Annotated in this window: 18 protein-coding genes and 2 riboswitches; of the genes, 9 read left to right on the forward strand and 9 right to left on the reverse strand. The window is 40.6% G+C overall.

Annotation, left to right across the window (positions count from 1 at the left end):
• Positions 1 to 55: 55 nt before the first annotated feature.
• Positions 56 to 228: riboswitch (Lysine riboswitch) on the reverse strand.
• Between the two features lie 132 nt (positions 229 to 360).
• Positions 361 to 1608 (reverse strand): sodium:proton antiporter NhaD, encoded by a 1248-nt coding sequence (gene nhaD, locus HC000_RS01085; protein ID WP_089368114.1) that lies wholly within the window; start codon positions 1606 to 1608, stop codon positions 361 to 363.
• Positions 1609 to 1839: 231 nt separating this feature from the next.
• On the opposite strand from nhaD, the gene HC000_RS01090 reads away from it, so the two are divergent.
• The 4 genes from HC000_RS01090 (at position 1840) to HC000_RS01105 (ending at position 7091) form a co-directional block, all read left to right on the forward strand.
• Positions 1840 to 3111, forward strand: coding sequence for a hypothetical protein (locus HC000_RS01090; RefSeq protein WP_179806687.1), 1272 nt, complete (start codon positions 1840 to 1842; stop codon positions 3109 to 3111).
• Between the two features lie 5 nt (positions 3112 to 3116).
• The gene (locus tag HC000_RS01095) at positions 3117 to 3665 is read left to right on the forward strand and encodes a hypothetical protein (RefSeq protein ID WP_058373159.1); all 549 of its coding nucleotides are present in this window, start codon (positions 3117 to 3119) and stop codon (positions 3663 to 3665) included.
• Positions 3662 to 6436 (forward strand): ATPase, encoded by a 2775-nt coding sequence (locus tag HC000_RS01100; RefSeq protein ID WP_179806688.1) that lies wholly within the window; start codon positions 3662 to 3664, stop codon positions 6434 to 6436. Before HC000_RS01095 ends, HC000_RS01100 begins: the two co-directional genes overlap by 4 nt.
• A 109-nt stretch (positions 6437 to 6545) precedes the next feature.
• Complete coding sequence (locus HC000_RS01105) at positions 6546 to 7091, forward strand: DUF4136 domain-containing protein (protein WP_179806689.1); 546 nt, start codon at positions 6546 to 6548, stop codon at positions 7089 to 7091.
• A 144-nt stretch (positions 7092 to 7235) separates the two neighbouring features.
• Here the strand turns inward: HC000_RS01105 and HC000_RS01110 are convergent, their stop codons facing one another.
• Positions 7236 to 7745 carry a peptide-methionine (S)-S-oxide reductase gene (locus HC000_RS01110; RefSeq protein WP_179806690.1) on the reverse strand — a complete coding sequence of 170 codons (510 nt, stop codon included), beginning with the start codon at positions 7743 to 7745 and terminating at the stop codon, positions 7236 to 7238.
• Between the two features lie 163 nt (positions 7746 to 7908).
• Here HC000_RS01110 and HC000_RS01115 point away from each other — a divergent pair, with 163 nt between their 5' ends.
• Positions 7909 to 9777, forward strand: a complete 1869-nt coding sequence (locus HC000_RS01115; RefSeq protein ID WP_179806691.1) for a TonB-dependent receptor — start codon at positions 7909 to 7911, stop codon at positions 9775 to 9777.
• A gap of 411 nt (positions 9778 to 10188) precedes the next feature.
• Here HC000_RS01115 and HC000_RS01120 read toward each other — a convergent pair whose 3' ends face one another.
• On the reverse strand, positions 10189 to 10452 hold the full coding sequence (locus tag HC000_RS01120; protein WP_011327924.1) for a YkgJ family cysteine cluster protein: 264 nt from the start codon (positions 10450 to 10452) through the stop codon (positions 10189 to 10191).
• Positions 10453 to 10612: 160 nt separating this feature from the next.
• On the opposite strand from HC000_RS01120, the gene HC000_RS01125 reads away from it, so the two are divergent.
• The 3 genes from HC000_RS01125 (at position 10613) to HC000_RS01135 (ending at position 16795) form a co-directional block, all read left to right on the forward strand.
• On the forward strand, positions 10613 to 11788 hold the full coding sequence (locus HC000_RS01125) for an efflux RND transporter periplasmic adaptor subunit (protein WP_011327923.1): 1176 nt from the start codon (positions 10613 to 10615) through the stop codon (positions 11786 to 11788).
• 2 nt (positions 11789 to 11790) lie between these two features.
• Positions 11791 to 14940, forward strand: a complete 3150-nt coding sequence (locus HC000_RS01130; RefSeq protein WP_179806692.1) for an efflux RND transporter permease subunit — start codon at positions 11791 to 11793, stop codon at positions 14938 to 14940.
• Positions 14941 to 15124: 184 nt separating this feature from the next.
• The gene (locus tag HC000_RS01135) at positions 15125 to 16795 is read left to right on the forward strand and encodes an RluA family pseudouridine synthase (RefSeq protein ID WP_179806693.1); all 1671 of its coding nucleotides are present in this window, start codon (positions 15125 to 15127) and stop codon (positions 16793 to 16795) included.
• 62 nt (positions 16796 to 16857) lie between these two features.
• On the opposite strand, the gene HC000_RS01140 is transcribed toward HC000_RS01135, so the two are convergent.
• Positions 16858 to 17481, reverse strand: a complete 624-nt coding sequence (locus HC000_RS01140; protein ID WP_011327920.1) for a LysE family translocator — start codon at positions 17479 to 17481, stop codon at positions 16858 to 16860.
• 120 nt (positions 17482 to 17601) lie between these two features.
• Positions 17602 to 18537 carry a LysR family transcriptional regulator gene (locus HC000_RS01145; RefSeq protein ID WP_179806694.1) on the reverse strand — a complete coding sequence of 312 codons (936 nt, stop codon included), beginning with the start codon at positions 18535 to 18537 and terminating at the stop codon, positions 17602 to 17604.
• Between the two features lie 168 nt (positions 18538 to 18705).
• Between HC000_RS01145 and HC000_RS01150 the strand changes: the two genes are divergently transcribed.
• Positions 18706 to 19362, forward strand: a complete 657-nt coding sequence (locus tag HC000_RS01150; protein ID WP_086993412.1) for a nitroreductase family protein — start codon at positions 18706 to 18708, stop codon at positions 19360 to 19362.
• Positions 19363 to 19434: 72 nt separating this feature from the next.
• Here HC000_RS01150 and ribB read toward each other — a convergent pair whose 3' ends face one another.
• The 4 genes from ribB to greA form a co-directional block, all read right to left on the reverse strand.
• Positions 19435 to 20088: a 3,4-dihydroxy-2-butanone-4-phosphate synthase gene (gene ribB, locus HC000_RS01155; protein WP_179806779.1), complete on the reverse strand. Its 654-nt coding sequence runs from the start codon at positions 20086 to 20088 to the stop codon at positions 19435 to 19437.
• Positions 20089 to 20247: 159 nt separating this feature from the next.
• Positions 20248 to 20427, reverse strand: a riboswitch (FMN riboswitch).
• 64 nt (positions 20428 to 20491) lie between these two features.
• Positions 20492 to 21550 (reverse strand): S66 peptidase family protein, encoded by a 1059-nt coding sequence (locus tag HC000_RS01160; protein WP_089368110.1) that lies wholly within the window; start codon positions 21548 to 21550, stop codon positions 20492 to 20494.
• 207 nt (positions 21551 to 21757) lie between these two features.
• Entirely contained in the window at positions 21758 to 22603 is an 846-nt protein-coding gene (locus HC000_RS01165; RefSeq protein ID WP_011327914.1) for a magnesium transporter, read from the reverse strand.
• 522 nt (positions 22604 to 23125) lie between these two features.
• On the reverse strand, positions 23126 to 23602 hold the full coding sequence (gene greA, locus HC000_RS01170; RefSeq protein WP_011327913.1) for a transcription elongation factor GreA: 477 nt from the start codon (positions 23600 to 23602) through the stop codon (positions 23126 to 23128).
• Positions 23603 to 23624 lie beyond the last annotated feature (22 nt).

Consider the following 23624-nt stretch of genomic DNA (forward strand, 5'->3'; position numbering starts at 1 on the left):
CCAAACCGTAATAAAACAAGAAGAACTTGGCAGCAAATATAAGGTAAGAAAATTCACTGCCAGAAGCTCTCCACCTATATTGGTGACAGTTTTGAGGATTCAGCCCCATAAACCGAAAAATAACGACGACGACGTGTTATTTTTCTCGGCGAGTACTTCCCTCTTTAATGCTCAACGGCGTTCGTCACCTCACATTAAATACCTAAGTATCGCACCTCTTCTGAATGTTGTATTAATGGCTATTTTAGCAATCACTAATAAAACAAAACCCCAGCAATATATTGAAAAGCTCAATACATTACTGGGGCTTTGAAAGTTATCGTTTAGACATCTAGCTGTCAAGCACTTTAATAACTAATATTAAACAAAACCAGCCATTAAGTACGAGCCGGTATAGCCTACGGTGTAACAAATTAATAAATAAAACGACAAACGTAAGTAGTTCATAAAGGTTAGTTCTTTAACTTTACTCATGGCAATAATACCCGCCGCAGAGCCTATAATTAACATAGAGCCCCCTACACCTGTGGCATAGGTAAACGACAGCCAATGCTGCTGTGTCATTACTATATCTGCTTTTAATAGCGCAGCAGTAAGTGGTACGTTATCAACACCTGCCGACAATATACCCATTAAATAATTTGCGTATTCAGGTGCCATTATTGTGTACAGGTCGCTAAAGTGGCTTAACATACCAACTTCTTTTAGCGCCCCTACCAGTAATAATACACCTACAAAAAACAATAAGGTGTCGTATTCTATTTCACGAATAAAATCTATCATGTCTTTGTTTATGTCTTTTTTACGCATTAAAAATTGCGCTACTAAAAACATCATAGACAAACCAAACAAAAAGGTAAGCAATGGCGGTACACTGTATAAAACACTCAGCGTTAAGGTAGCAATAACCGTAGATAAAAAGATAACTGCAATTGTAATATCGGTTTTTTCAATGCGTTTTTGCTTGGTTTTAGTAAAGTCGAGCTGGCCATTTAAGCCAATTGATAACAGCGCAGCTAACAGCATCACACTTACAAATGCTGGCCCAATTAACAATAACAAATTGCTAATAGTTACTTTGCCATCTAAAAATATCATTAACGTGGTTACATCACCGGTAATTAACGACACACCACCAGAGTTAACCGCAAAAATTATCAGCGTGGCGTATCTAATTAGCTTTTTGGCTTCAAGTTTTAATGATAAAACCACCGCTAAAGATATAAGCGTAGCGGTTACGTTATCCGAAATAGAAGAGAATATAAATGCAAAAACACCAACCAAAAACATTAACTTACGTTCGCTAATTCGTTTTGGCATAATCCGATTAACAATATTTTCGATAAACCCTTTTGAGTTTAAATAGGCAACAAAGGTCATTGCCGCCATTAAAAACAACCATAAGGAGGCAATTTCTAAAATATTATGATTAAGGAGTGATTGAATCGTATCAGGGCTTTGCCCATTAATAGGGAAGATAAAAGAGATAATCCAGCAGAGCGTACCAAAAAAAAGTGTCGTTTTAGCTTTGTTTACGTGGATTATATCCTCAATAACAATCAGCAAAAATGCAATCGCTATTAAAGTCAGGATAATAGAGGAAACCATGATAATTGAACAACCTTTGGAATAATGTAAAAATTGAACCTATGAAGAAAATAGAGCCGCATATTTCGTGTGCCTATTTTCGGTGCGGATGTTATCACTATGACCTGATAAAAACTATTATTAAATCGTTGTAAAAACGAATACCATATAGCTATCAGCGCTATTAAAATTATGAATAACTCGCTTATTTAGCTCGTTATTTAACAACATACTAGGATGTATAAACGCCTTATGATCCCAGCTAAAAAGCTATTAAATACCCTTAGCGAACATTGGGGGGTGCTAGAGCTATTATTTAAACGTTTTAAAATGGCCGACTTTAGTATTAAAGATTTGCAAAATGCCATTAAGCACAAACAACCTACATGGCATAACGATCGTATTTATAAAGAAACTAATCGCTTGTTAAATCAAGATATTATAATTCCTTTGGCTAAATCCTCGCAGCTTGAAATAAACCGTGCCATTGCCGACTTTGCTACTTTTTTACTGCAAGAAGAGCATTTAGGTTTAGCACAAGAAATTAGTGTATTAGTAGAGGACTTAGCCCGCCTTGGCGATCGCTTAGCTAACGCGGGCGAAGTGGAAGATTTTGACGACTTACGCCGTTTTAGCCGTATTATGGATGATCGGGTGCGCAAAATAATGAAACTATACGCACACAACGAAAACGCTATTTTAAATATTGTTGAGCAAGCTAAATCTAATAACGCGGTGCAATCGCTGCAAAAACGTTATAAAGCGGTAATAGAAGCGTTTGACGAATACATAGAGCCAATGCTTGAAATGGTTGATATTCGCGGCGAATTTCATGCCTGTTTTAACCTTATAGAGCAGCAAATTAGTACGCAAATAGAGCGTATTGAGCAATCGGGTAAAGCATATACCGACAAACGCATGCTAGAGCAATTACGTACCCGTATTCTCGAAATGCATTTAATAGGCCGCGAAAGCCTGCGTAAAAGTGCCGACATGCTAATGCCGCTGCGTGAAGAGCTACGCCGAAATAACTTAATTACCCGCCAAGCTGCAAAAGTGCTTGGATTAGTGCGTAAAAATGGCGTAGATAACATGCTAACAGCGGTGCAACCACACTTTGTGAGCGACGCACAGCGTTACTCGTTGGGGCAACAACGCCATATAGTTGCCTATATGGCAAGTTTGGTTGAGTTTGAACACCAAGAATACCAATTGCCCGATCAGCAAGATGTACCGCCTTTTCAAACGCCAAACATTCCCGATTACAACGATGTTAAAAGCAGCTTTGCAAAACGCTTCAATACAAAACGTAAAAAGCCGCAACCATTGCTGCAATTTTTAGACGAAAGTTACCCCAATTTAGATGCCGAAGAAATGCTGTTTTTGTATCAAAAATTAGTGAGTGACGACGAGCTTGAAAAAAGCCAAAGCGATGAAAAAGCACGCTTTAAAATTGCCGGTCAGTATTTTTCTCTTTATCCCTATAATTCACAGCCGCAAACACCTAGTAAGGCAGATGAGTAATCACCATGACACAAATAAACTTAAACGAGCTTACCCACTTACAAGCAATTAATAAAAAATTAGTGGCGGGTTATCATATTTGCGAACAAGACAACCTAATGTGGCAAGAGCTGGATCAAAACATAGACGCTTACAGTGCGCTATTTAGCGCCCTAGGTAACGAGCTAAAACACGACAGCCGTGGCTTTTATTACTTTAGCAGCGACGAAAGCACACCCAATATGGGCAAAATATCCCGGGCTATTGCGCTCACTATTTATATTTTAATTGAGCACTACGCCAACACCGGCAAAGACCCAATGCGCGCCTTGTTCGACGAAGTAAACGATTTAGAGTTAATGCAAACCTTAGTGCAAATTAACAAACACTTGTTTGATCAACTGGAGATATTTTCGGGCTCCGATCTGCGCAAAGACGTGTACCTGCGCATGGTACGCTTAGGTTTGGCACGCGAAGTAGAAGCAGGCTTTATGCTACAAGCCCCAATTCATCGCTATATAGATGCCTTAATGGAAGTAAACGAAGAAACCTACCTAACAGAGGACGAGCAATGAAAAATTTATACGGACTAAGTAAACTCGCCCTACTCAATACTGCAGGTTACGCAAAATGTGTGATCCCGCTGGATAAAAGCAGCTCTATTTGTGCGCCCAACAATACCGGTAAAAGCTCAGTAATAAATGCCCTGCAGTTTCCGCTTATTAACGATTTACGCCTAACCGAATGGGATGGCCACGATTTAGACGAAACCCGTAAGTTTTATTTTTCATCCGATCAATCCTACATTTTGCTTGAAGCAAACCTGCCCCATGGCTCAGTAGTAATTGGTGTAGCTGGTTTGGGTAAAATTGCCGGTTATGCGCACCAATATTTTTGCTACCAAGGTAAGCTTGATTTAGAGCAGTACACCCAAGGTAAAACCATTATTAAATACACTAAGCTGTTCAGCCATTTAAAACAGCTTGGTTACAACCCCATAGAGTTAAAAGCGCAAGAGCTAAACGCCCTACTCACCGGCGGCGCAACCCCATTTGACGACGAGATCAACTTAAAAATGATCCCGCTTAATAACGTTCAAGATTCTACTATTTATAAAGAAATATTTCGCCGTATTCTTAACTTACATAAACTCGGTGCCGCCGATGTAAAACGCTTTATGCTACGTGTATTTGAGCGCCATATGTCTAACTCTAAGGTCGACTTTTATGAAGTGTGGCGTCGCTCGTTCGACAAAGTAAACCGCAGTAAACGCGAGTTACACGCCCTTGAATCGATGCAAGAGCCCATAGCCGCGCTTGAGTCGATGCTAGAGAACCAAACCGTACTAAAAGGTAAATTAGCGGCTTATGCTCCAAAAATTGACCAGGCACTCATTGACTTTGACAACTACCAAGAATCGCAACTACAAGAGCTAGCAATAGCGCTTGAAAACATAGAGCACGAAAAACACGAGTTTGAACAAAAGCAAAGTTTGTACGTGCAGCAGTCGCGCGATATAGAGCGCAGGCAAACGCAAATAGAGCAATGGTTTTTAGATTTTAACGCACTTAAAAATGAATTTGAACTGGTTAACAAAGCCACACTTAAAACGAACCTAACCCAGTTAAAGCAAGACTACGAGTCGCTTTCGCACTCTATTACCAGCGCACAAGGGCAAAGCCTGCATACTCTTGACTACCGTATTAGCGAAACCCAAAAACAAATTAAGAGCTTAAAGCTGCAACTTAAAAACTTGGAGTTTAATTTATTTACCCGCATGCGCGAAGAACTGTCGTTAAAAGAAGTGGAAGAAATTTCGCGCATTTTAAACCCCGACATGCTCTCGTTTGCAACCACCAGCAATGGCGATATAAGTATTGATGACGAAGATGCGTTTGGGGAATTTTTATCGCACTTAAGTGAAAACGTTAAAGGCGGCGTACTTACTCTGCCTGGTGCGAGTATTAAGCTTAAAAAGCTCTCCCCTGTACAAATGCAAAGCGGCGAAAATAAAGAGCAGCTAACTGCTCAGCTAAGCGCCCTTGAACAGGCTTTAAAAGAGTTTAAGCAACAGCGCGATGTAGCTGCAAATGTGGCCGACAAGCAAAAAGAAAAAGACACCTTGTACGATGAGCTAATGAGCGCCGAGGCTGCCCTTAAACGTTTAGAGCAGTTTGACACTATGCTGCAATCGGCAGAAGCACAAACCATGCTAAAAGAGCAATTGTTAGCCGAGCGCGATCAGGTTGACGACTACCTACAAGACATTCAAAAAAATAGCGGCTCAATTAGCGACCGACGCTCAATAATTAAATCAAAACAGGCGCAAATTAATCGCCAGTCTGATCGTTTGCGCCAAGTTAAAAGTGAGCGAATTGACCACACCCTTGATTTATACAGCGGCAAAGTTACCCCTTACATGATAGAGGTAACAATAGACTTTGATAATTTAAGCGACCTAGTGCATCACTTTAATAAAGACTGCCAAGAGCTGCGTAACTTTGAGATAAACGTACGTAATACCTATTTGCATATTTATAACGCCGGTATTACCAAGTTTGATAACGAAAACGATGAATTTAGTAAGTATCAAAAACTCATTAGTGCGTTTCATAACATTGATAACGAACGCGATGCCGTTGAGCGTCAAGGGCGCGTGGCTCTAACTGAAGTAGCCGCAACCATTAAGGGCCTGCGCGAAGATTTAGACCGCCTGCGCCGCGAAATGAACAGCTTTAATAAAGGCATTAGCCAGCATCGCATTTCGAACCTGCAAGCATTTAAAATTAATGTAATACCGCGCAAAATGTTAGTTGATAGCATAGATACTATAATTAGTACCTCGCATCAGTTTGAACAAGGGGACACGCTGGATTTACTCAGCCAAGAACCCTATAGCGAAAGCGCAGTAAACGAGGCGAAAGATCATTTAATTAAGCTCGCATCCGACAAAGCTGGCCTTACCCTCACCGATTTATTTGATATTCGTTTTGAAGTAGTTAATCGCGCAGGCGATACCGAACACTTTGACAAAATAGACTCGGCGGGTTCCAACGGTACGCGTATAACTATTAAGTTATTATGTGGTATGTTGTTTATTCGCTATTTGTTAAGCTCACAAGAACAAAATTTATACCGTATACCTATATACATAGATGAAGCCGCCGACATTGATCCGCAAAATCAAAAGGCAATTATTGAAACCGCGCTTAGCTTTGGCTTCGTCCCTATATTTGCGTCAGTTAAACCGCAAACAAGCTGCGATTATATTGTGCCAATTCGTTCAGTTAAAGACGGTGCACAAAACTGGGTAGACGAAAAAGATTGGATAGAAGTGGAACATTAAGTAATTAATCAATGGTTCAGCTATAGCAGCTAAACTGTTGTTAAGCGCTTAAATATCACACTGCCTAACAATGTGTGTTATTTTATAAAAAAGATTAGGAGCAAACTGTATGAAAAATATTTTTATTGTAGCCGCACTTGCGTTTTTAACTGCTTGTACGCAAACCGCAGATTGGGATTACGACAAGTCAGCAAACTTTGCTAACTATAAAACCTTTGCGTGGGTAGAAAATGCTGATTTAACAAAAGATACCAATAACTATCAAATTAACGCGTTAATGGAAAAACGTGTACGCAGCGCAATAAGCAGTGAGCTTAATCAAAAAATGGGCATGAGCTTAACCGATTCTGCTCAAGCAGACGTGCTGGTAAACTACCATGCGTCGGTAGATAAAGAGCTAGACGTAAGTTCTTTTAACATTGGCTACGGCGCTCGTTGGAGTTCGTGGGGTTTAGGGTATCAAAACGATATATCTGCTCGTGAATACGAAGTAGGTACTTTAGTTATTGATATTATTGACCGTGAATCAAACCAGTTAGTATGGCGCGGCGCTGAAGATGGTCGATTAAAGAAAAACCAATCTCCTGAGCAACGTGAACTGTCGGTTAGAAAAACAGTCGCTAAAATTTTAAATAACTTCCCGCCACAAAAGTAGCGGCAGGTTTTAAAGCACATAAAAAGCTCACAATTTGTGAGCTTTTTTGTGGCTGAATGTTTTTTATTAAAGTTTTACTATAGCCACAGAGCCTGCTGATAAAAGCAGTCGCTTTTAGCGTAATTTATATAGCAGACTTTAACTTTATTTCGATTTATATTTATGTAATAACTCAGGTGGGATATGACAATAGTCATCGGGAAAATTAGTTAACCGGTCTTGGTGCTCTGCATCGCTGGGAACATAATTGGTTAGCAACTGAACTTGTACCACTATTTTATCTGCATCAGCGCGTTGATTTATATAGTCGTTTGCAATTGTTAAGTGACATTGCTGTTTACTATAAATAGCACTACGGTATTTTAAACCAACATCGTTACCCTGCTTATTAACACTGTAAGGGTCAATAATCTCAAAAAAGTATTCAATCAGTTTATTGAGTGTCACGGCTGTTGTATCAAAGGTTACTTTAACGCACTCGGCATAACCGTCGTATTCACCTTGTGTATTATTATTTGTGCCATTAGCTCGCCCAGCCTCAGTGGTAACAACGCCGGGTAAGTACTTAATAAACTCTTGTACCCCCCAAAGGCAGCCTCCAGCAAAGTAAATGCTTTCTAGATGCGAATTTTCGTTTGTTTGTACTGTGCTCATAAAATCAATTACCCTACTTTACGAATGATTATCAAATGCAATTTTTTAAGATTAATATACAATACCAAGCCAAATTACAATTATTTGACTACTTTATCACGCCTTAACAAGGTGTTTCGGATTTAATTGTTAGCACAATTACATATACAAAAATGAGAAAAACATGAATCGTGCCCCGCGCCTTATATTACCTGTATTATTACCTACATTGCTATGCAGTGTTACTGGCTTTGCCTACGCTGAAGTACAAACTAAAAATGCCACAGCAATAGAGCAAATAACGGTTGAAGCTTCCCCTACAGCAAATAAAGAACCCGTGGGCACCTTCGACTCACCGGTTTCTAATTTAGAGTATGATCCGCGTGTTGATGTGCAATCGCGTAATATGGCCGAAGCACAAGCCGATGTAACTATTCGTGGTGGTATTTTCGAAAATACTGGTTTTAGGGTTGGCAGCGCAACATTGTTCGATCCGCAGTCGGGACATTATTTTGCCGAAATTCCTATAGCGCCACAAATGTTACGTGGCCCAGCTATATTCACCGCAGCAGATAATGCACTTTATGGCGTTAACAGTTCCGTTGGTACAGTATCGTTTGCTTGGAAGCCTATTAGTACCGGTGGTAGCGTATCACTTGGGGTTGGCAGCAACGACTTTAATTTACAAAGCCTGCATGCGGGCATAAATATACCATTGGATGGTATTTCCGATTGGCAGTTGGGTGTAGAAGGCGAGTTTTCTCACTCACAAAGTGATGGCTCTATTGATTATGGCGATCATGACTTTACCCGCGCCTCAAGCCGTGTTCAATTAGTGGGCCCAGACTCACAAACCGATCTGTTTTTTGGCTCTCAAGAAAAGTTTTTTGGTTGGCCAAATTTGTATACTCCGTTTGGAGTTAACGAAACTGAAGATCTTAAAACTCAGCTATTTATGCTCAACCATAAACAAAACTATGGCGCAGAGAGTTCGTTTGAAGTATCTACGTATTATCGTAAACACGAGGATCACTATGTGCACTCTCGTGAAAACCCAATGTCGTTCGAAGCGTTTCATCAAACCGACGTTAAATCACTAGCACTTTCGGGGCGCCATGCACACAGTGCGTCTTTTGCACTCAATTACTCTGCGCAATTTATTAATGATTCGATAGAATCGACCACGCTTGAAAATAATTTCACCTCTCGTAATTATTATAAAGTAAGCGTGCTGCCAGAGTACCAAATGGCACTTGAGAGCGATCAACACCTTACTATTCGCCTTGGTGCGGCTTTTGACGATACCAATCGTGACGATTCTGAAATTTCACTTATTGGTGATATAACTTTAAATACACAAAACAGCGACGGCACTGAGCGCACTGTTTATTTATCGTATGCACAGGCAAGCCAAGTAGCAGGCTATACCGCAATTGGCGGCAGTGACACTGGCGGTTTGTTTAGAAGTAACTATAACCTTGAACGCGAAACCACTAAAAACCTCGAGCTGGGCTTATTATTAGAACAACAAAGTTGGCGCTTTAACTCTGTTGTTTTTTATCGCCAAGATGATAACTTAACCGATTGGACTTATAGTTTAGATGCCACTTCTGCCCGCTTTGCCAATCCGGTAGATATTAATACCTCGGGGGTTGAGTTTCTTGCCACTAAGCATTTTGATAACGCAGAAATTATTGCCAGTTATAGCTTTTTAAAAAAATCAGAGAATTATGGCGCAGCCGATATAGATGCTAGCTTTTACGCATTAAACTACCCCGATCATAGGCTAACCCTTGCGGCTATTTGGAACCCAACAGATATTTTAGAGTTTCGTATAGATAACGAATGGCGCAAACAACATGAAAATACGCTGCGCAGTGGCGGTGATGATGCGTTATTCACTCATTTAACCTTAAAAATAATGCCGCCGCAGATTAAAAACTTATTTATTACATTGGCCGCAGATAACCTGTGGAATGAATCGTTTCAAGAGATCCCGGGCACTCCTGGACGGGGCGAGCAATATACGCTAAGCGCAACCTATAGCTGGTAGCGCACTACACAAGCAAGCTTATTATTTACCAGATAGTTGTAGATGATAGGCTTGCTCACGTGAAAAGCACAGTTCAATTATTTAAAGTAAAACACTATTGTACAAACAGCCGATAATGGGAGTAAATGAGTCAATATATAATCCTAAGTTCGGATAATAAGGACTTATTTCGGGTCTATCTCTTCCTCTAAAAGCGCAGCGTCTCTTAACCTCTTTGTAAGTAAATCACTTTACAGGCTTTGCCCGTCACGCAAGCAAGCTTCGCATCTACAAAAACAGCCACAAACCTGTACTTTAATCGTAAGCGTTGAGCTTGCTGCTGCGAAAAGCGCGGCTTTCAATTTTTGCATTCAAGTATTTAAAACACTTATTCATAAATAAATGTAAATATGTGTGTATTAAAAACGAGGATTAAGTCAACTCTTCAAGCTCAGTAATAAGCGCTAAAGCCTGCGCGTTAGTTGTACCGCATACATCCAGTGTGGCGCTAAAATCGCTGCACACTTTTGGCCGACTAGCGTCGCCAAATAACTTACATAAATTACGCTCATCTAGCTGAATACAACGCTCTCCGGCCTTTTTACCGTTTGGCATTCCTGGAATGGGTGAGCTAATACTTGGCGCAATACAACATGCCCCACAGCCTAACCGACACGCCATAGGCTGTGTTTTCATAATAACCTCAATATAAATATATTTGTTTGCTGCTGCATTTTTTAGTCATGCCTTAAATAAACAGGTAGTGAAGCGCAATACCTTGTTACATCTTTAAATGCTTTGTAAACATTTTGTTGCGCATTATTAGCTGGTCACCACAATTATGAAGGAATGCCTCGTGGCTTCTAAAAAACAAATAATACTGCCGTTTGCGGTTTTAATTGGCGGAATTGCGTTAGCTTTCGCTTTTTCAACCATGAAAACGCCACCCGAAGAAAAACCAGAACAAGATACTCGCCCACTTATTGCCACGCAACACGTTCACCTTGATGCAATAACACTCGATGTAAAATCTTACGGTATTGTAAAACCAAAAGATAAAACAGAGTTAATTGCACAAGTAGGTGGGCAAGTTATTTCGGTTGCCGGGCAGTTTGTTGAAGGCGCATTTGTAAAACAAGGCGATATTTTAGCACGAATTGATCCAAATGATTACGAAGCCGACTTAATTGAAGCCCAGGCTGGTTTAGCCCAAGCAAGTTCTGCACTCGAAATAGAACGTGCTCAAGCCCACGTAGCAAAAGCAGAATGGGAGCGAATTAAAGCCGATGCCAGCGATGCAATTGCATCTCAGCTGTATTTACGTAAACCGCAACTCGCCGAAAAAATGGCACGTTACCGCTCAGCGCAAGCCAGTGTTAAACGCGCTAACCGCAACCTTGAACGCACTTACATAAAAGCCCCCTACAACGCGATTATTAATGAGCGCAGCATTAGCTTAGGCTCAGTGGTAAATCAAGGAAGTCGGTTGGGTGCATTAAGTGCTATAGCAGTTGCTGAAGTACGTTTACCCGTGGCCGATAACGAGCTGCAATTCTTAAGCAACGGCGGCATAAACGCAAACGTCACTTTTAGCGCCCAGTACGCAGGTAAGCAAACAACATGGCAAGCTAAAATAATACGCAGTGAAGGCGTGGTTGATCAAAAAAGTAGAATGAGTTACTTAGTCGCGCAGCTTGCTACTCCTTATGCTAATAACAGCCAACCACTGCGATTTGGCTCTTACATTAATGCCACTATTGAGGGACGCGCACTCGATAACGCTATTATTGTGCCGCATCATTTAGTAAAAAATAATAAAATTGCCATTTTAAATAATAACTTAACCCTATCGTTTAAAACCCTCAATATAATTCGTGAGCAAAACGGCATGATAATAGCCAATCAAGGTTTAAATGAGGGTGATCAGCTTATTACCTCAGCGCTTGAATACCCAACCGAGGGCATGGCCGTTAAAATTGAAGAAACCACGCCTAATAGCGATGTAACCCAGCTTGCCCTTAAAGAGGAATAACCATGAGTACTCGTGAAAAAGGCTTAATTGCCTGGTTTGCCCGAAACCCCGTAGCCGCAAACCTATTAATGATTTTTATATTAATTGGCGGTATTTTAACGGCATTTACTATTCGCAAACAGATGTTTCCACAGTTTGAAAGTAATTGGATCAGCGTACAAGCTGTTTACCCTGGGGCTGCTCCGCAAGAGGTTGAAGAAGGTATAACCATAAAAATAGAAGAAAACCTAGAAGGAATTGAAGGCATAAAACGCCTTATCACTTATTCTAACCGTGGGTTTTCGCAAGCCTGGGTTGAAATAGAAGAGCAATATAATCCCCAAGACGTACTTGACGAAATAAAAGTTCAGGTTGATTCAATCAATACTTTTCCTGCCGATATGGAGCGCCCTGTGGTGCGCCGCGATAAGTACGAGCAAGAGGTTATGATCCTCGCGCTGTATGGCGACATGAGCAACTACCAGCTAAAAGAGCTAGGTAATAACATAAAAGACGAACTCCAAGCCCTGCCTAATATTAATTTGGTTGAGTTTAATGCTGGCCTAGATTACGAAATAGGCATAGAAGTGAGCCCAGATAAACTGCGTGAGTACGGTTTAACATTTAGAGATATTGCCAGCGCCGTACAAAGCTTTTCGGCCAATATGTCGGCTGGGCAAATTCGCTCAAAAAATGGCTATATTTCTATGCGGGTAGAAAAGCAAGCCTACCGGGGTAACGAGTTTGCAAAATTGCCGCTTATTACCCTGCCCGACGGCGCACAAATTTATTTAGGCGATGTAGCTACTATTAACGATGGCTTTGCCGAGGGCCTACAATATTCAAAGTACAATGGTAAAAATTCATTGTCGTTTGAAATAAACGCCTCAAAAGATCAAGATATTACCGACGTAGCCAAAGTACTTAAAAGTTACATGGCAGCAAAAGAATCGCAGTTACCCGCAGGTGTAAAGCTAACCCCTATTCTTGATTTAACTTACTACCTTGAAGGTCGGCTTGATATGATGGTCGATAACATGATTTGGGGTGGCTTGTTAGTCATGCTAGTACTGGCTTTATTTTTACCATTACGCTTAGCGTTTTGGGTGATGATGGGCTTACCCGTGTCGTTTTTAGGCGCATTTTTATTTATGCCAATTGGCTTTTTAGACGTGACAATTAACTTAGCCTCATTATTTGCCTTTATTTTAGTGCTCGGCATAGTAGTAGACGACGCCATAGTGGTTGGCGAGTCGGCGAGCGCCGAAATAGAAAAGCACGGCCACACTCTAGATAACGTAGTACGCGGAGTTAAACGCGTTGCTATACCAGCAACTTTTGGCGTACTGACCACTATTGCCGCCTTTTTACCACAAACTTTAGCAACAGGCCCAGGTGCTGCGTTTTCAAAAGCGATTGGTGGCGTGATTATTTTATGTTTGATTTTTTCCTTGATTGAATCAAAACTAATTTTACCCGCACATATTGCTGCTATGAGTAAGCGTAAACCTAACCCTAAAAACCCACTGTATCGTATTCGTACAGTAATGGATAACGGCTTAAAAAGCTTTGTTAGCCATTATTACACGCCCTTTATTGGCCACTGTATTCATTATCGTTACACAGTAATAATAGGCTTTATGTGCTTATTAATTATTAGCGCTGGGATGTTTGCAGGAGGATTAGTTAAATTTGTTCCTAATCCTAAAATACCGCATGATTTTCCACGTATTCGAATAGAAATGAACTTGGCTTCTTCTGAGCAAGCCACCTTAGAGACGGCACAAAAAATAGAAAGTGTGCTGCTAAAAGTAGATCAACAACTACAACAGCAATATGGTAAATCGATGATCCGCGATTTATCGGTCAGTTTACGTGGCCGTACACAAGCCAATATTATGGCTATTTTAGTAGAGCCCGATTTACGCCCCATAGACACCTTTGCGCTAAGTGCATCGTGGCGCGAGCAAATGCCTCCATTGCCGGGTGTTAAAACCCTCACCATTGAAGATAGCATAATGAACGGTGGCCGTGATGATGGTGATATTAGCTTTAAACTTGAAGGTAAAAATGCTGCCGTACTTAAAGAAGTTGCCGCTAAATTAAAAGCCAAGTTACAAACTATCGAAGGTGTGGGCGATGTAAACGACTCAATGCAAAGCGCCACCGACGAAGTACAACTTGATTTAAAACCGCTTGCCTACAGTATGGGCTTAACCCTTGCCGATGTAGCGTCGCAGGTGAGCTTTAGTTATTACGGTCTAGAAGCACAGCGTATTTTACGCGAAGGTGAAGAAATTAAAGTAATGATACGCTACCCCGAAGATGAGCGTAATTCTATTAGCGATATTCAAAGTGTACGTATTATTACTCCAAGCGGCGCAGAAGTACCGCTTAGCGAAATAGCGCAAGTAAGTTTAGTTGATGGGGTAAATCGTATTCGACGCGAAGACTCAAAACGCACCGTTAATGTGTGGGCAGCGGTAAATACCGACAAAGCAGAGCCTTTTGCTATTGCAGAGGAAATTCGGGATCAGTACCTGCCCGCTTTATTAAAAAGCTATCCGGGTGTACAAAGCGACGTAGCTGGGCGTGTTCAAGAAGAAATGGACAGTGCTGATGAACAAAAACGCGATTTTGCATTATCGATGATCATTATATTTGCGCTACTGGCTATTCCGCTACGCTCTTACTCGCAGCCGCTTATTATTATGTCGGTTATTCCATTTGGCGTCATTGGCGCTATGTTTGGCCACATGATTTTAGGCATGACCATGAGTAGCTTATCAATGTTTGGCATTATTGCCGTGGCCGGTGTAGTGGTAAACGATTCGCTCGTGATGGTTGACTTTGTAAACAAAGCACGCGCTGAAGGTGTGCCTATTAAAGAGGCGGTAATGCAAGCTGGCGCTCGGCGCTTTAGAGCAATTTTACTCACCTCAGTGACTACGTTTATTGGCGTTATGCCTATTATTATGGAAACCAGCTTACAAGCTAAAATAGTTATTCCTATGGCTGTATCACTGGCTTTTGGGGTGTTATTTGCCACCGTAATAACGCTAATACTTATTCCGTGTCAGTATGTGGCGCTAGAGGACACTAAGCGCTTAATTGCTAAAATGCGCGGTAAACCCCAAATGGTAGATGGCCACCCAACCACAACAAATAGTTAATTATAAACAGCCCAACCCAACCTACAAAGCTCGGTATTTAATACCGAGCTTTTTTTAATCGCAACGCCACAACTTACCTGAAATATGGATAACACAGGTTACACAACACACTTAGTGACATAGCAACGACTATGTTATTATATTGGCTAATTATTTCGTTAAAAACTTCATTATTATATTGCCCATGCCAAATATTGCTTCTTGCTTTACGCCATTTTCAGCGCCTGTAAATCACATTGCGCTGCCAGAAAAATTCACTTTCCCTTTTTACTATGAGCCTAAAGCAATTGCTGTAGCAGCAACCGAGCAGTTGCAACAACAGCTCGAAACACAGTTAGAGTACTTGGCAAATCCAGCTAATAATGAAGAGTCGGGTAAAATGTTTGGTGTACTAGTGGTGCAAAATAATCAGCAACAGCTTGGTTATTTAGCCGCTTACTCAGGGCAACTTGAGGGCGTAAGCAGTAAAATTAACTTTGTACCTGCCGTGGCCGATATGCAGCTACACGATGCTGAGTATTTAGCACAAAGCAGCATTATTAATAATATTAACGCCCAAATTGAGCAGCTAGAAAATAGTGAGCAATTTAGCACTCTTAATAACGCATTTAACCAAGCCAATGCCACTTATCAGCAGCAGTTAGAAGCGCAGCAAGCGTTAATGCAAGTTAGCCGCCGAATGCGTAAACAACAACGCACTGATGCAAGCACTCAGTTATCCCCAACTGACTTTGAGCAGCTAAAAATTCAGTTAGCTGGGCAAAGTATTGTCGAAAAAAAGCAACTGCAAGCACTAAAGCAGCAATGGCAAAGTAAACTCGACACCCTGCAGCAAGCTCTAAATAATATTACTGATGAAATTGCACACTTAAAAAAACGTCGTAAAACACTTTCTAAAAGCTTACAAAAAAAGCTGTTTGCGCAATACCAATTTTTAAATGCTAATAACGAAACTAAAGATCTAAACGCTATTTTTGCACCCTTGCCTGAGCATACGCCACCAGCAGGCGCAGGAGATTGCGCCGCGCCTAAGTTATTGCAATATGCGTATCAACATAATTTAAAACCTTTAGCTTTAGCAGAATTTTGGTGGGGCGCTGCGCCTAAATCAGCTATTAGGCATCATAAACATTACTACCCGTCTTGTTATAGTAAATGCCAACCTATTTTAGGGCATATGCTCAAAGGCTTACATGTAGAAGAAAATCCATTATTGATCAACCCTGCTATTGGTAAAGATTTAACTATTATTTACCAAGATCACGATATATTAGTGATCAATAAACCTGCTGAATTTTTGTCCGTTCCTGGGGTTAATATTGAAGACTCGGTTTATTTGCGCATTAAAACACAATTTCCACACGCTACCGGCCCGCTCATTGTGCATCGCTTAGATATGTCAACGTCAGGGTTATTAATTATTGCACTCAATAAAAGAGCGCATAAAGCCCTGCAAAAACAGTTTATAGAGCGTACCATAGAAAAACGTTACGTTGCTTTAGTTGCCGGAAATGTAGTTCAAAACAGTGGTACAATTGATTTACCTCTGCGCTTAGATTTTGATGACAAACCGCGCCAATTAGTGTGTTATCAACACGGTAAAGCATCCCTTACTACTTGGCAGGTGTTAGAGCGAAAAGATAATATTACCCGCTTGCACCTTTACCCTAAAACGGGGCGTACGCACCAGCTAAGAGTACATTGCGCGCATAAGTTAGGCTTAAATATGCCCATAGTTGGTGATGATCACTACGGTGAAAAAGCCAATAGATTACATTTACATGCCGAGTACTTATCGTTTTGCCACCCGATTTATCATCAGCAGTTAGAGTTTGAAGTAGCGCCCGACTTTTAAAAATGGTCGAGCCTAGGCCCATTGACTTCTTATTGTTTAAATTTGCTCTCAGGGTGTTTTGTTTAAACGCCTTGGGAGAATACCTGCAGCGTAATTTCTTTCACCACAGGTGCTACCGATAAAACCAGTAACGCCGACATAGTATAATTAAAGTAGCGTCTATAACGTTCAGACTTTAATACTTGCTTTAATAATGTACCAAAAAACAACCATACTCCTGCACACGGAAAAGCAACCAACAAAAACGTCAGCGCTAATGTAAAACTTTGCCCGTAATAACCTGCGCCAACGGTTGTAAACGCCGCAATAGCACCAGTGGCTACAACCCATGCTTTACCATTTACCCACTGAAATAGTGCTCCTTTTATAAAAGTAAGCGGCTTGGTTTGACTGTTTGTTGAGTTTACACTGCCAGATTTAGCAATGAGCCATGCTAAATACAGCAAGTACAGTGTTCCTAAGCACTTAATAATTAAATGCAAATTAGGGAACAACGCAAATAATTGCCCAAAGCCTAAGCCTATCAGTAGTATCATTAAGGCAAAACCAATACAGATCCCCGTAAGTAAAGGTAGGCTTTTTCGCACGCCAAAATTTACCCCTGAGGTCATAAGCATGATGTTATTTGGCCCAGGAGTGACCGAAGCTGATACAGCAAAAAATACGGTTGCAACTAAATAATCCATAAGCACACCTTATTAAAAGTCCTTTATTTAAATTTAACTGCCCGACTTAATATTTACCACCTTAAGCTAAAGCCTTATATTTATACCCTACACTTAAAATTATCAAGCGTAAATAAATGGCTAGTCCAATACACTTTTATCAATAATACCTTTGGCAATTAACTGTTTTATAATTGTGCGGCATTTTTCACGGCACACATCGCGCAGTAAACGCACCGCGGGAGTAATTGACTGCCTGCTTGGGCAAATAAGCCATAACTCACCGCTAACATGTTGATAATTTGGCATCACCGTAACCACCCTATCGGCCAGTAAATCATCTGCTATATCGAGCGCTGACTTAACCGCCAGCCCCTTACCGGCAACGCACCAGCGTCTAACTAAATCGCCATCGTTAGAGGCACGCTTACCTTGCATTTTAACTTTAAACTTACTTTGCCCGTCGGTAAATTCCCAGCTGTTATTTATAATGTCTTGTAGTTGATAAAACATGCCCTGATGACGATTCAATTCGTCTGGGTGATTGGGGCTACCATGTGCTATTAAGTATTCTTTAGTGGCGCAAAGGAGCCGTGGTACGTTACAAATTTTAAAACCATACATATTAGTATCGCTTGGAGATCCATAACGCAGCGCTATATCGACCGAATCACGATAAAAATCAACGTTACTGTCGCTTATATGCGTTCTTAAACTGAGTTTAGGATAATTATCCATAAGCTCATCAATCCAGGGGATCACTAAATTACGCCCAAAATCTGATGACAGTGCAACGCGCAGCTCTCCCTCAATTTCATCATGTTCGCCTTTGAGGTTTTGTTTTGCTTGCTCTAGCACTGCAAGTGCTTGCTCACACTGAGGAATGTAACGCTCACCCGCTGCCGAAAGGCGTAAGTGGCGTGTTGTTCTTATAAACAGCTCACTGCCAAGGGCTAACTCTACACGTTTAATGGCAGCACTCGCGGTTGCGGTGCGCATATCGCATTTTGCTGCGGCTAAAGTAATGCTTCTAAATTCTGCAACTTTTAAAATAAGTTTAAGATCGTCTATCTGCATATTATCTATTTTTATTTGATAATGTTTCAATTATTATGCTGTTTATTTTTCACAAAGCAAAGCGTATATTAGCTGCCATTCGCACTAAGCACTTATTACTCTAACCAATCGTTAATTTTTATCTGTTAAGTATGATTGTTTTAAAGTTAAATTTACCCGGAGAAAACCATGACTCACCCTATTATTAGCGATTTAGAAAAACGCCACACGGCCAAACATTATGATGCAGCTAAACGTATTAGCGATCACGACCTTAACGTAATTTATGAAGCTATGCGTTTATCGCCTTCATCAATTAACTCGCAACCGTGGAAGTTTATTGTTATTGAGTCTGATCAAGCTAAGCAACGTTTTCATGACAGCTTTGCAAATATGTTTCAGTTTAATCAAAAGCACGCAAAAACAGCATCGCATATTGTGCTTTTTGCTCACAAAACTAACTATACCCGTGATGATTACGCACACGTTATAGACACAGATATTAAAAATGGTCGCACGCAAAGCGAAAACCGTGAACAAGCTTTTGGCGCGTTTGCGTTTGTAGATATGAATACCGATGAGCAAGGCAATAATGCAACTTGGACTAAAGCGCAAACTTACATTGCACTTGGTAATACCATGCACGCAGCAGCTCGTTTAGGCATTGACTCAACCCCAATGGAAGGCGTAGATGCGCAGTTACTTGGTGAAATTTTTGCGAAAGAATTAGATGGTTACGTATGTGATGTCGCATTAGCGCTGGGCTATCACGATAGCGCTGAGGACTATAATGCTAAGTTACCTAAATCGCGTTTAGACGCTGAGCAAGTAATTCAGGTTTTATAATCGCGTTTATCGCCCGTTTTTAATAATTTAAACCCCTGTTTAATTAAATTAAACAGGGGTTTTTTATTGCAGTTAACTTACTTTTTGTTGTGCAATTTGAATGTACTGCACTAAATCCTCTATCGATACCACTGGCATATTATGCTTATTTGCATAACCGCTCACCTCAGGTAAACGCGCCATTGAGCCATCGGGGTTAGTTAGCTCGCAAATAACGCCAAACGGCTTTAAACCCGCAAGTTGCATTAAATCTACAGATGCTTCGGTATGACCACGGCGTACCTGTACTCCACCCGTTTTAGCTTTTAAGCCAAATACATGCCCTGGGCGCGATAAATCCTCAGGTTTAGCATTGTCGGCTGTGGCGGCTTTAATCGTTGTAACTCTATCGGCTGCAGAAACGCCTGTAGTTACGCCCTCTTTGGCCTCAATGGTTATGGTGTAAGCGGTATTGTTTTGACTGGTGTTATGAGTAACCATTTGCGGTAGGTCGAGCTGTTTTATGCGCTCCTCCCCCATGCATAAACACACAATGCCGCTGCCTTCGCGGATCATCTCAGCCATTTGGGCGGTGGTTAAATGCTCGGCTGAAAATACAAAGTCACCTTCGTTTTCACGGTTTTCGTCATCAACAACCAATACGCCTTGGCCTTGCTGTAGTGCGGTAATGGCATTTTCGACGCGCGTTAACGGCTCGCCAAATTGAGTAAGTAGAGACTGAATCATCATTATATTCCTGATTAAAAATAAATAGATTCAGGACACTGAAAGGATCGATAAAATAAACTCTAAAAGCATTAAAGTATAAGTACCAACAATAACTTAAATTAAAAAACATAAATAGCACACAGCCAAAAGCCACGCACTATTAACGCTATATTTAAGCCATATTCTCTTTCATCCGGACTGTAACCGTCGGCTCTGGCATCTCACCAGATCTGCTGACCTTTGATATTATATAAAACAACAAAGCGCTCGCGGGCTTATTTAAACACTACAAATGTAATTAAAATAGTAATTAAACATACCGCCGGTGGGGAATTTCGCCCCGCCCTGAGAATGTACTTAAATAACGAATTATAAAAGCCAGCTTATTATACCCCTGTATCGGCACGTTATTCAAAGCCAATTAAGAGAGCGACGTATTTAATGATGCTTTTATTACTCTGCCTTCGTTTATATCGGCAATTAATGTGCAAGTAGCACCGTTAATTAAATTTAAGTTAGGTGCAATATGGCCTATATCTGCATCTATAATAACCGGAAACATACAGCCCCCAAGCGCTACATTTAATGCGTGGCGATAGTCAAATTCGGGGTTTTTGCCTTGTGTAATTTCACTGCGGCCGATAATTATGCCGTTAATGTCGTCAAATATACCGGCTAGTTTTAACGACAGTAAAAATCGCGCTACAGTAGTGGGGGTTAACTCTGAATTTTCTAAGTATAAAATTAGCCCTTCGGGCGCGCTGTGCTTTTTAAATTCATGCAGGTCTAAAAATGGTGAATCGAGTAATAAACCCACGGTATCTAGGCAGCCTCCAAATAAACGCCCCGACATTTCGATAGTACGCTGATCAAAGTAATTTAAGCATTGCCACTGAGTCGTCTCGGTATAATTAAATAAGGCTTCTGGGTGCTGTGCATAATCGGGGGCTACTTTTTGATAATGTGTTGATGGTGCCTGTGTAAACTCACTATTTGCTGCATAACTTAGGGTTTCAAATATTTGTAAGCAATACGGGCTTTTTTCGTTTGGGTGCAATTGCATTAAATTGGCACAATGCAGCGTTGCCCATTGGCATTTAGCAGTGAGTGCACAGGCCACAGTACTCACATCTGAAAACCCCACAAGCCATTTGGGTTTAGCCTGTTTAATAGCATTAAAATCAAGTTGCGGCAGTATTTCCATCGCAAGTTCGCCACCAAAGGGAGGCATAATTGCATCAATACTATCGTCAACTAAAAAGCCCATTAACTGCTCTGCATGGGCTTTGGTAGCTAATTCTGCTGTTGCTTCGCTGCGCCGTAAAAACGCCCCCTCAATTACTTCATAGCCACGCTGTTTTAAACCGTTTATTACACTCTCTAAACGAGCATGATATTTAGCCGCGATCCCTTCTGAAAGCGAACACACCGCAATTTTAGAACCTACTTTTAAAGGTGCCGGGTAAAGTATATTAGCCATTATTTATCCTTATTTGAGAGGACGTTAAACCGTATTGCTCCATATCAGCATAGATCAAATTGATGGCAGATGAATAACCTAAAGAAATTTTAGTTAAAAGTAATTGGTAGAGGGGGAAATGTGCAAGAATAAATTCAAACTAAGTTTTGCGCTAATTACTGAGTGTTAAGTGATTAGCGCAAAACATATAAACCTAAAACTTTTGATTTAACCAATTTCTAAAAAATAGTTAACTACGGTAAAGTAAATCCACATCCCCGATATATCAACAATTGATGCCAATACAGGGCTCACTAATACCGCGGGGTCTAGCTTAAGTGCCCGCGCTAAAATAGGTAATAACCCCCCTAGCGTAGTAGAAATAGTTACCTGAATAAACAATGCCACTGCGATGGCCATCGCAATTATATTTAAATCGAACCCACCGGCAGATTTAACATCGCTAAAAAATAAGATGCGAATAACCATTACGCCCGCCACCGCTAACGCAAGACACACTGCAATTTGGCTTTCTTTAAGAAACACAGCAAACCATTGTCTTTTTTTCAGCTCGCCTGTTGCTAACGCCCGTATTACCAAAGTAGCCGCTTGTGAGCCTGTGTTACCGCCCGCAGCCGCAATAACCGGCATGTACACTGCCAACAATACTAACTGGCTTAATGTGTCTTCGTATTGAGTAATAATTAACCCAGACACTATACCTAATAACGCTAATACTATGATCCAGCCAATACGCTGCTGCACATGCCCCAGTGCCGAGGTATTTAAATAACTTTGCGCTGTTTCAACTTCTGAGTGAATAAAACCCAACTGATGCGCATAGTGTCGAGCGAGTTTGTCGTAACCGTCTTTTTCTAAACGACTTATTAAGTCTTGTACATAAGTAATTGAACAGTGCTGTAAAATAGCAACCGCTTCTTCAACATCCATTATTGTTAATAAGTGCACTTGTTTATTATAGCTGTGCGCTAAAAACACTTTTCTAGCCGCCCCTATTTCTGCTTGAGAAAAGTGTGGGTTATTTTCTACGTAGTTTTTGCTCATTACCGTCATGGCGAATCTCCCGATTGGCTAATGCTAGGCTAATTGTATTTTATTTAAATTAATAACATGGCGTTCAAACAGTTAAAACTACTGCTTAGCTAATAGCCATTAATTAGGAGTAAAACACATTAGCATAAGGTAACGACCATCAAATAATGAAACTATATGACTGATTAAAATACCAGCGTACTAGTAACTATAATCAGCACTTTAATAAGGCTAATTTCATTATTTATATCTAGGTGTCTGAGAGAAGAAAAATAGGAAAGAATAAAATTACTCTACCGCTTAGGTAGATTTATAGAAGATAAATACCAATACGGGTTATTTTTCTGCCCTCAATCTAGAGGGATGGTCGGTATCGTTCATAAATATCTCCGAGTAAACTGCTTAATTTGCAGCCTGTATATGGTAACAAAGTAAAATTTTTAAGGCCAATTTATAAGGGCTGTTTTAACACTTTTAAACACTTTAAAACAAAAAAGCCAGTGTATTAATACACTGGCTTTTATTTATACGTAAAGTGAGTTATTAAATATACTCAACCTCGATGATTTCGTATTCAACGGTGCCTTTAGGGGTTTCAATGTTCACAGCATCATCTGCTTGCTTACCAATTAAACCTCGTGCGATCGGTGAATTAACCGAAATACGATTATCTTTAATACTTGCTTCGTCATCACCAACAATCTGGTATTTAACTTCAACATCAGTTTCAACGTTGACAATAGTAACTGTTGTACCAAAAATAACTTTGCCGGTATTAGGCATTTTAGTTACATCAATTATTTGTACATTTGAAAGCTTAGCTTCAATTTCTTGAATTCGGCCTTCACAAAAACCCTGTTGCTCACGCGCAGCGTGATACTCAGCATTCTCTTTTAAGTCACCATGCTCTCGTGCAACTGCAATATCGCTGACGATTTTAGGACGGGTAACTGTTTTTAATTCGGTAAGTTCTTTGCGCAGTAAATCTGCACCACGAACTGTCATCGGAATTGTTTGCATACTTTTTCTCACTTAATCCCAA

This window comes from Pseudoalteromonas sp. MIP2626, assembly GCF_013414205.1.
Lineage (GTDB): Bacteria > Pseudomonadota > Gammaproteobacteria > Enterobacterales > Alteromonadaceae > Pseudoalteromonas > Pseudoalteromonas nigrifaciens.

Bases quoted from the DNA above. Each gene is read 5' to 3' on its own strand.
- nhaD (WP_089368114.1), bottom strand. From the start codon at position 1,608: ATGGTTTCCTCTATTATCCTGACTTTAATAGCGATTGCATTTTTGCTG.
- HC000_RS01090 (WP_179806687.1), top strand. From the start codon at position 1,840: ATGATCCCAGCTAAAAAGCTATTAAATACCCTTAGCGAACATTGGGGG.
- HC000_RS01095 (WP_058373159.1), top strand. From the start codon at position 3,117: ATGACACAAATAAACTTAAACGAGCTTACCCACTTACAAGCAATTAAT.
- HC000_RS01100 (WP_179806688.1), top strand. From the start codon at position 3,662: ATGAAAAATTTATACGGACTAAGTAAACTCGCCCTACTCAATACTGCA.
- HC000_RS01105 (WP_179806689.1), top strand. From the start codon at position 6,546: ATGAAAAATATTTTTATTGTAGCCGCACTTGCGTTTTTAACTGCTTGT.
- HC000_RS01110 (WP_179806690.1), bottom strand. From the start codon at position 7,745: ATGAGCACAGTACAAACAAACGAAAATTCGCATCTAGAAAGCATTTAC.
- HC000_RS01115 (WP_179806691.1), top strand. From the start codon at position 7,909: ATGAATCGTGCCCCGCGCCTTATATTACCTGTATTATTACCTACATTG.
- HC000_RS01120 (WP_011327924.1), bottom strand. From the start codon at position 10,452: ATGAAAACACAGCCTATGGCGTGTCGGTTAGGCTGTGGGGCATGTTGT.
- HC000_RS01130 (WP_179806692.1), top strand. From the start codon at position 11,791: ATGAGTACTCGTGAAAAAGGCTTAATTGCCTGGTTTGCCCGAAACCCC.
- HC000_RS01135 (WP_179806693.1), top strand. From the start codon at position 15,125: ATGCCAAATATTGCTTCTTGCTTTACGCCATTTTCAGCGCCTGTAAAT.
- HC000_RS01140 (WP_011327920.1), bottom strand. From the start codon at position 17,481: ATGGATTATTTAGTTGCAACCGTATTTTTTGCTGTATCAGCTTCGGTC.
- HC000_RS01145 (WP_179806694.1), bottom strand. From the start codon at position 18,537: ATGCAGATAGACGATCTTAAACTTATTTTAAAAGTTGCAGAATTTAGA.
- HC000_RS01150 (WP_086993412.1), top strand. From the start codon at position 18,706: ATGACTCACCCTATTATTAGCGATTTAGAAAAACGCCACACGGCCAAA.
- ribB (WP_179806779.1), bottom strand. From the start codon at position 20,088: ATGATTCAGTCTCTACTTACTCAATTTGGCGAGCCGTTAACGCGCGTC.
- HC000_RS01160 (WP_089368110.1), bottom strand. From the start codon at position 21,550: ATGGCTAATATACTTTACCCGGCACCTTTAAAAGTAGGTTCTAAAATT.
- HC000_RS01165 (WP_011327914.1), bottom strand. From the start codon at position 22,603: ATGACGGTAATGAGCAAAAACTACGTAGAAAATAACCCACACTTTTCT.
- greA (WP_011327913.1), bottom strand. From the start codon at position 23,602: ATGCAAACAATTCCGATGACAGTTCGTGGTGCAGATTTACTGCGCAAA.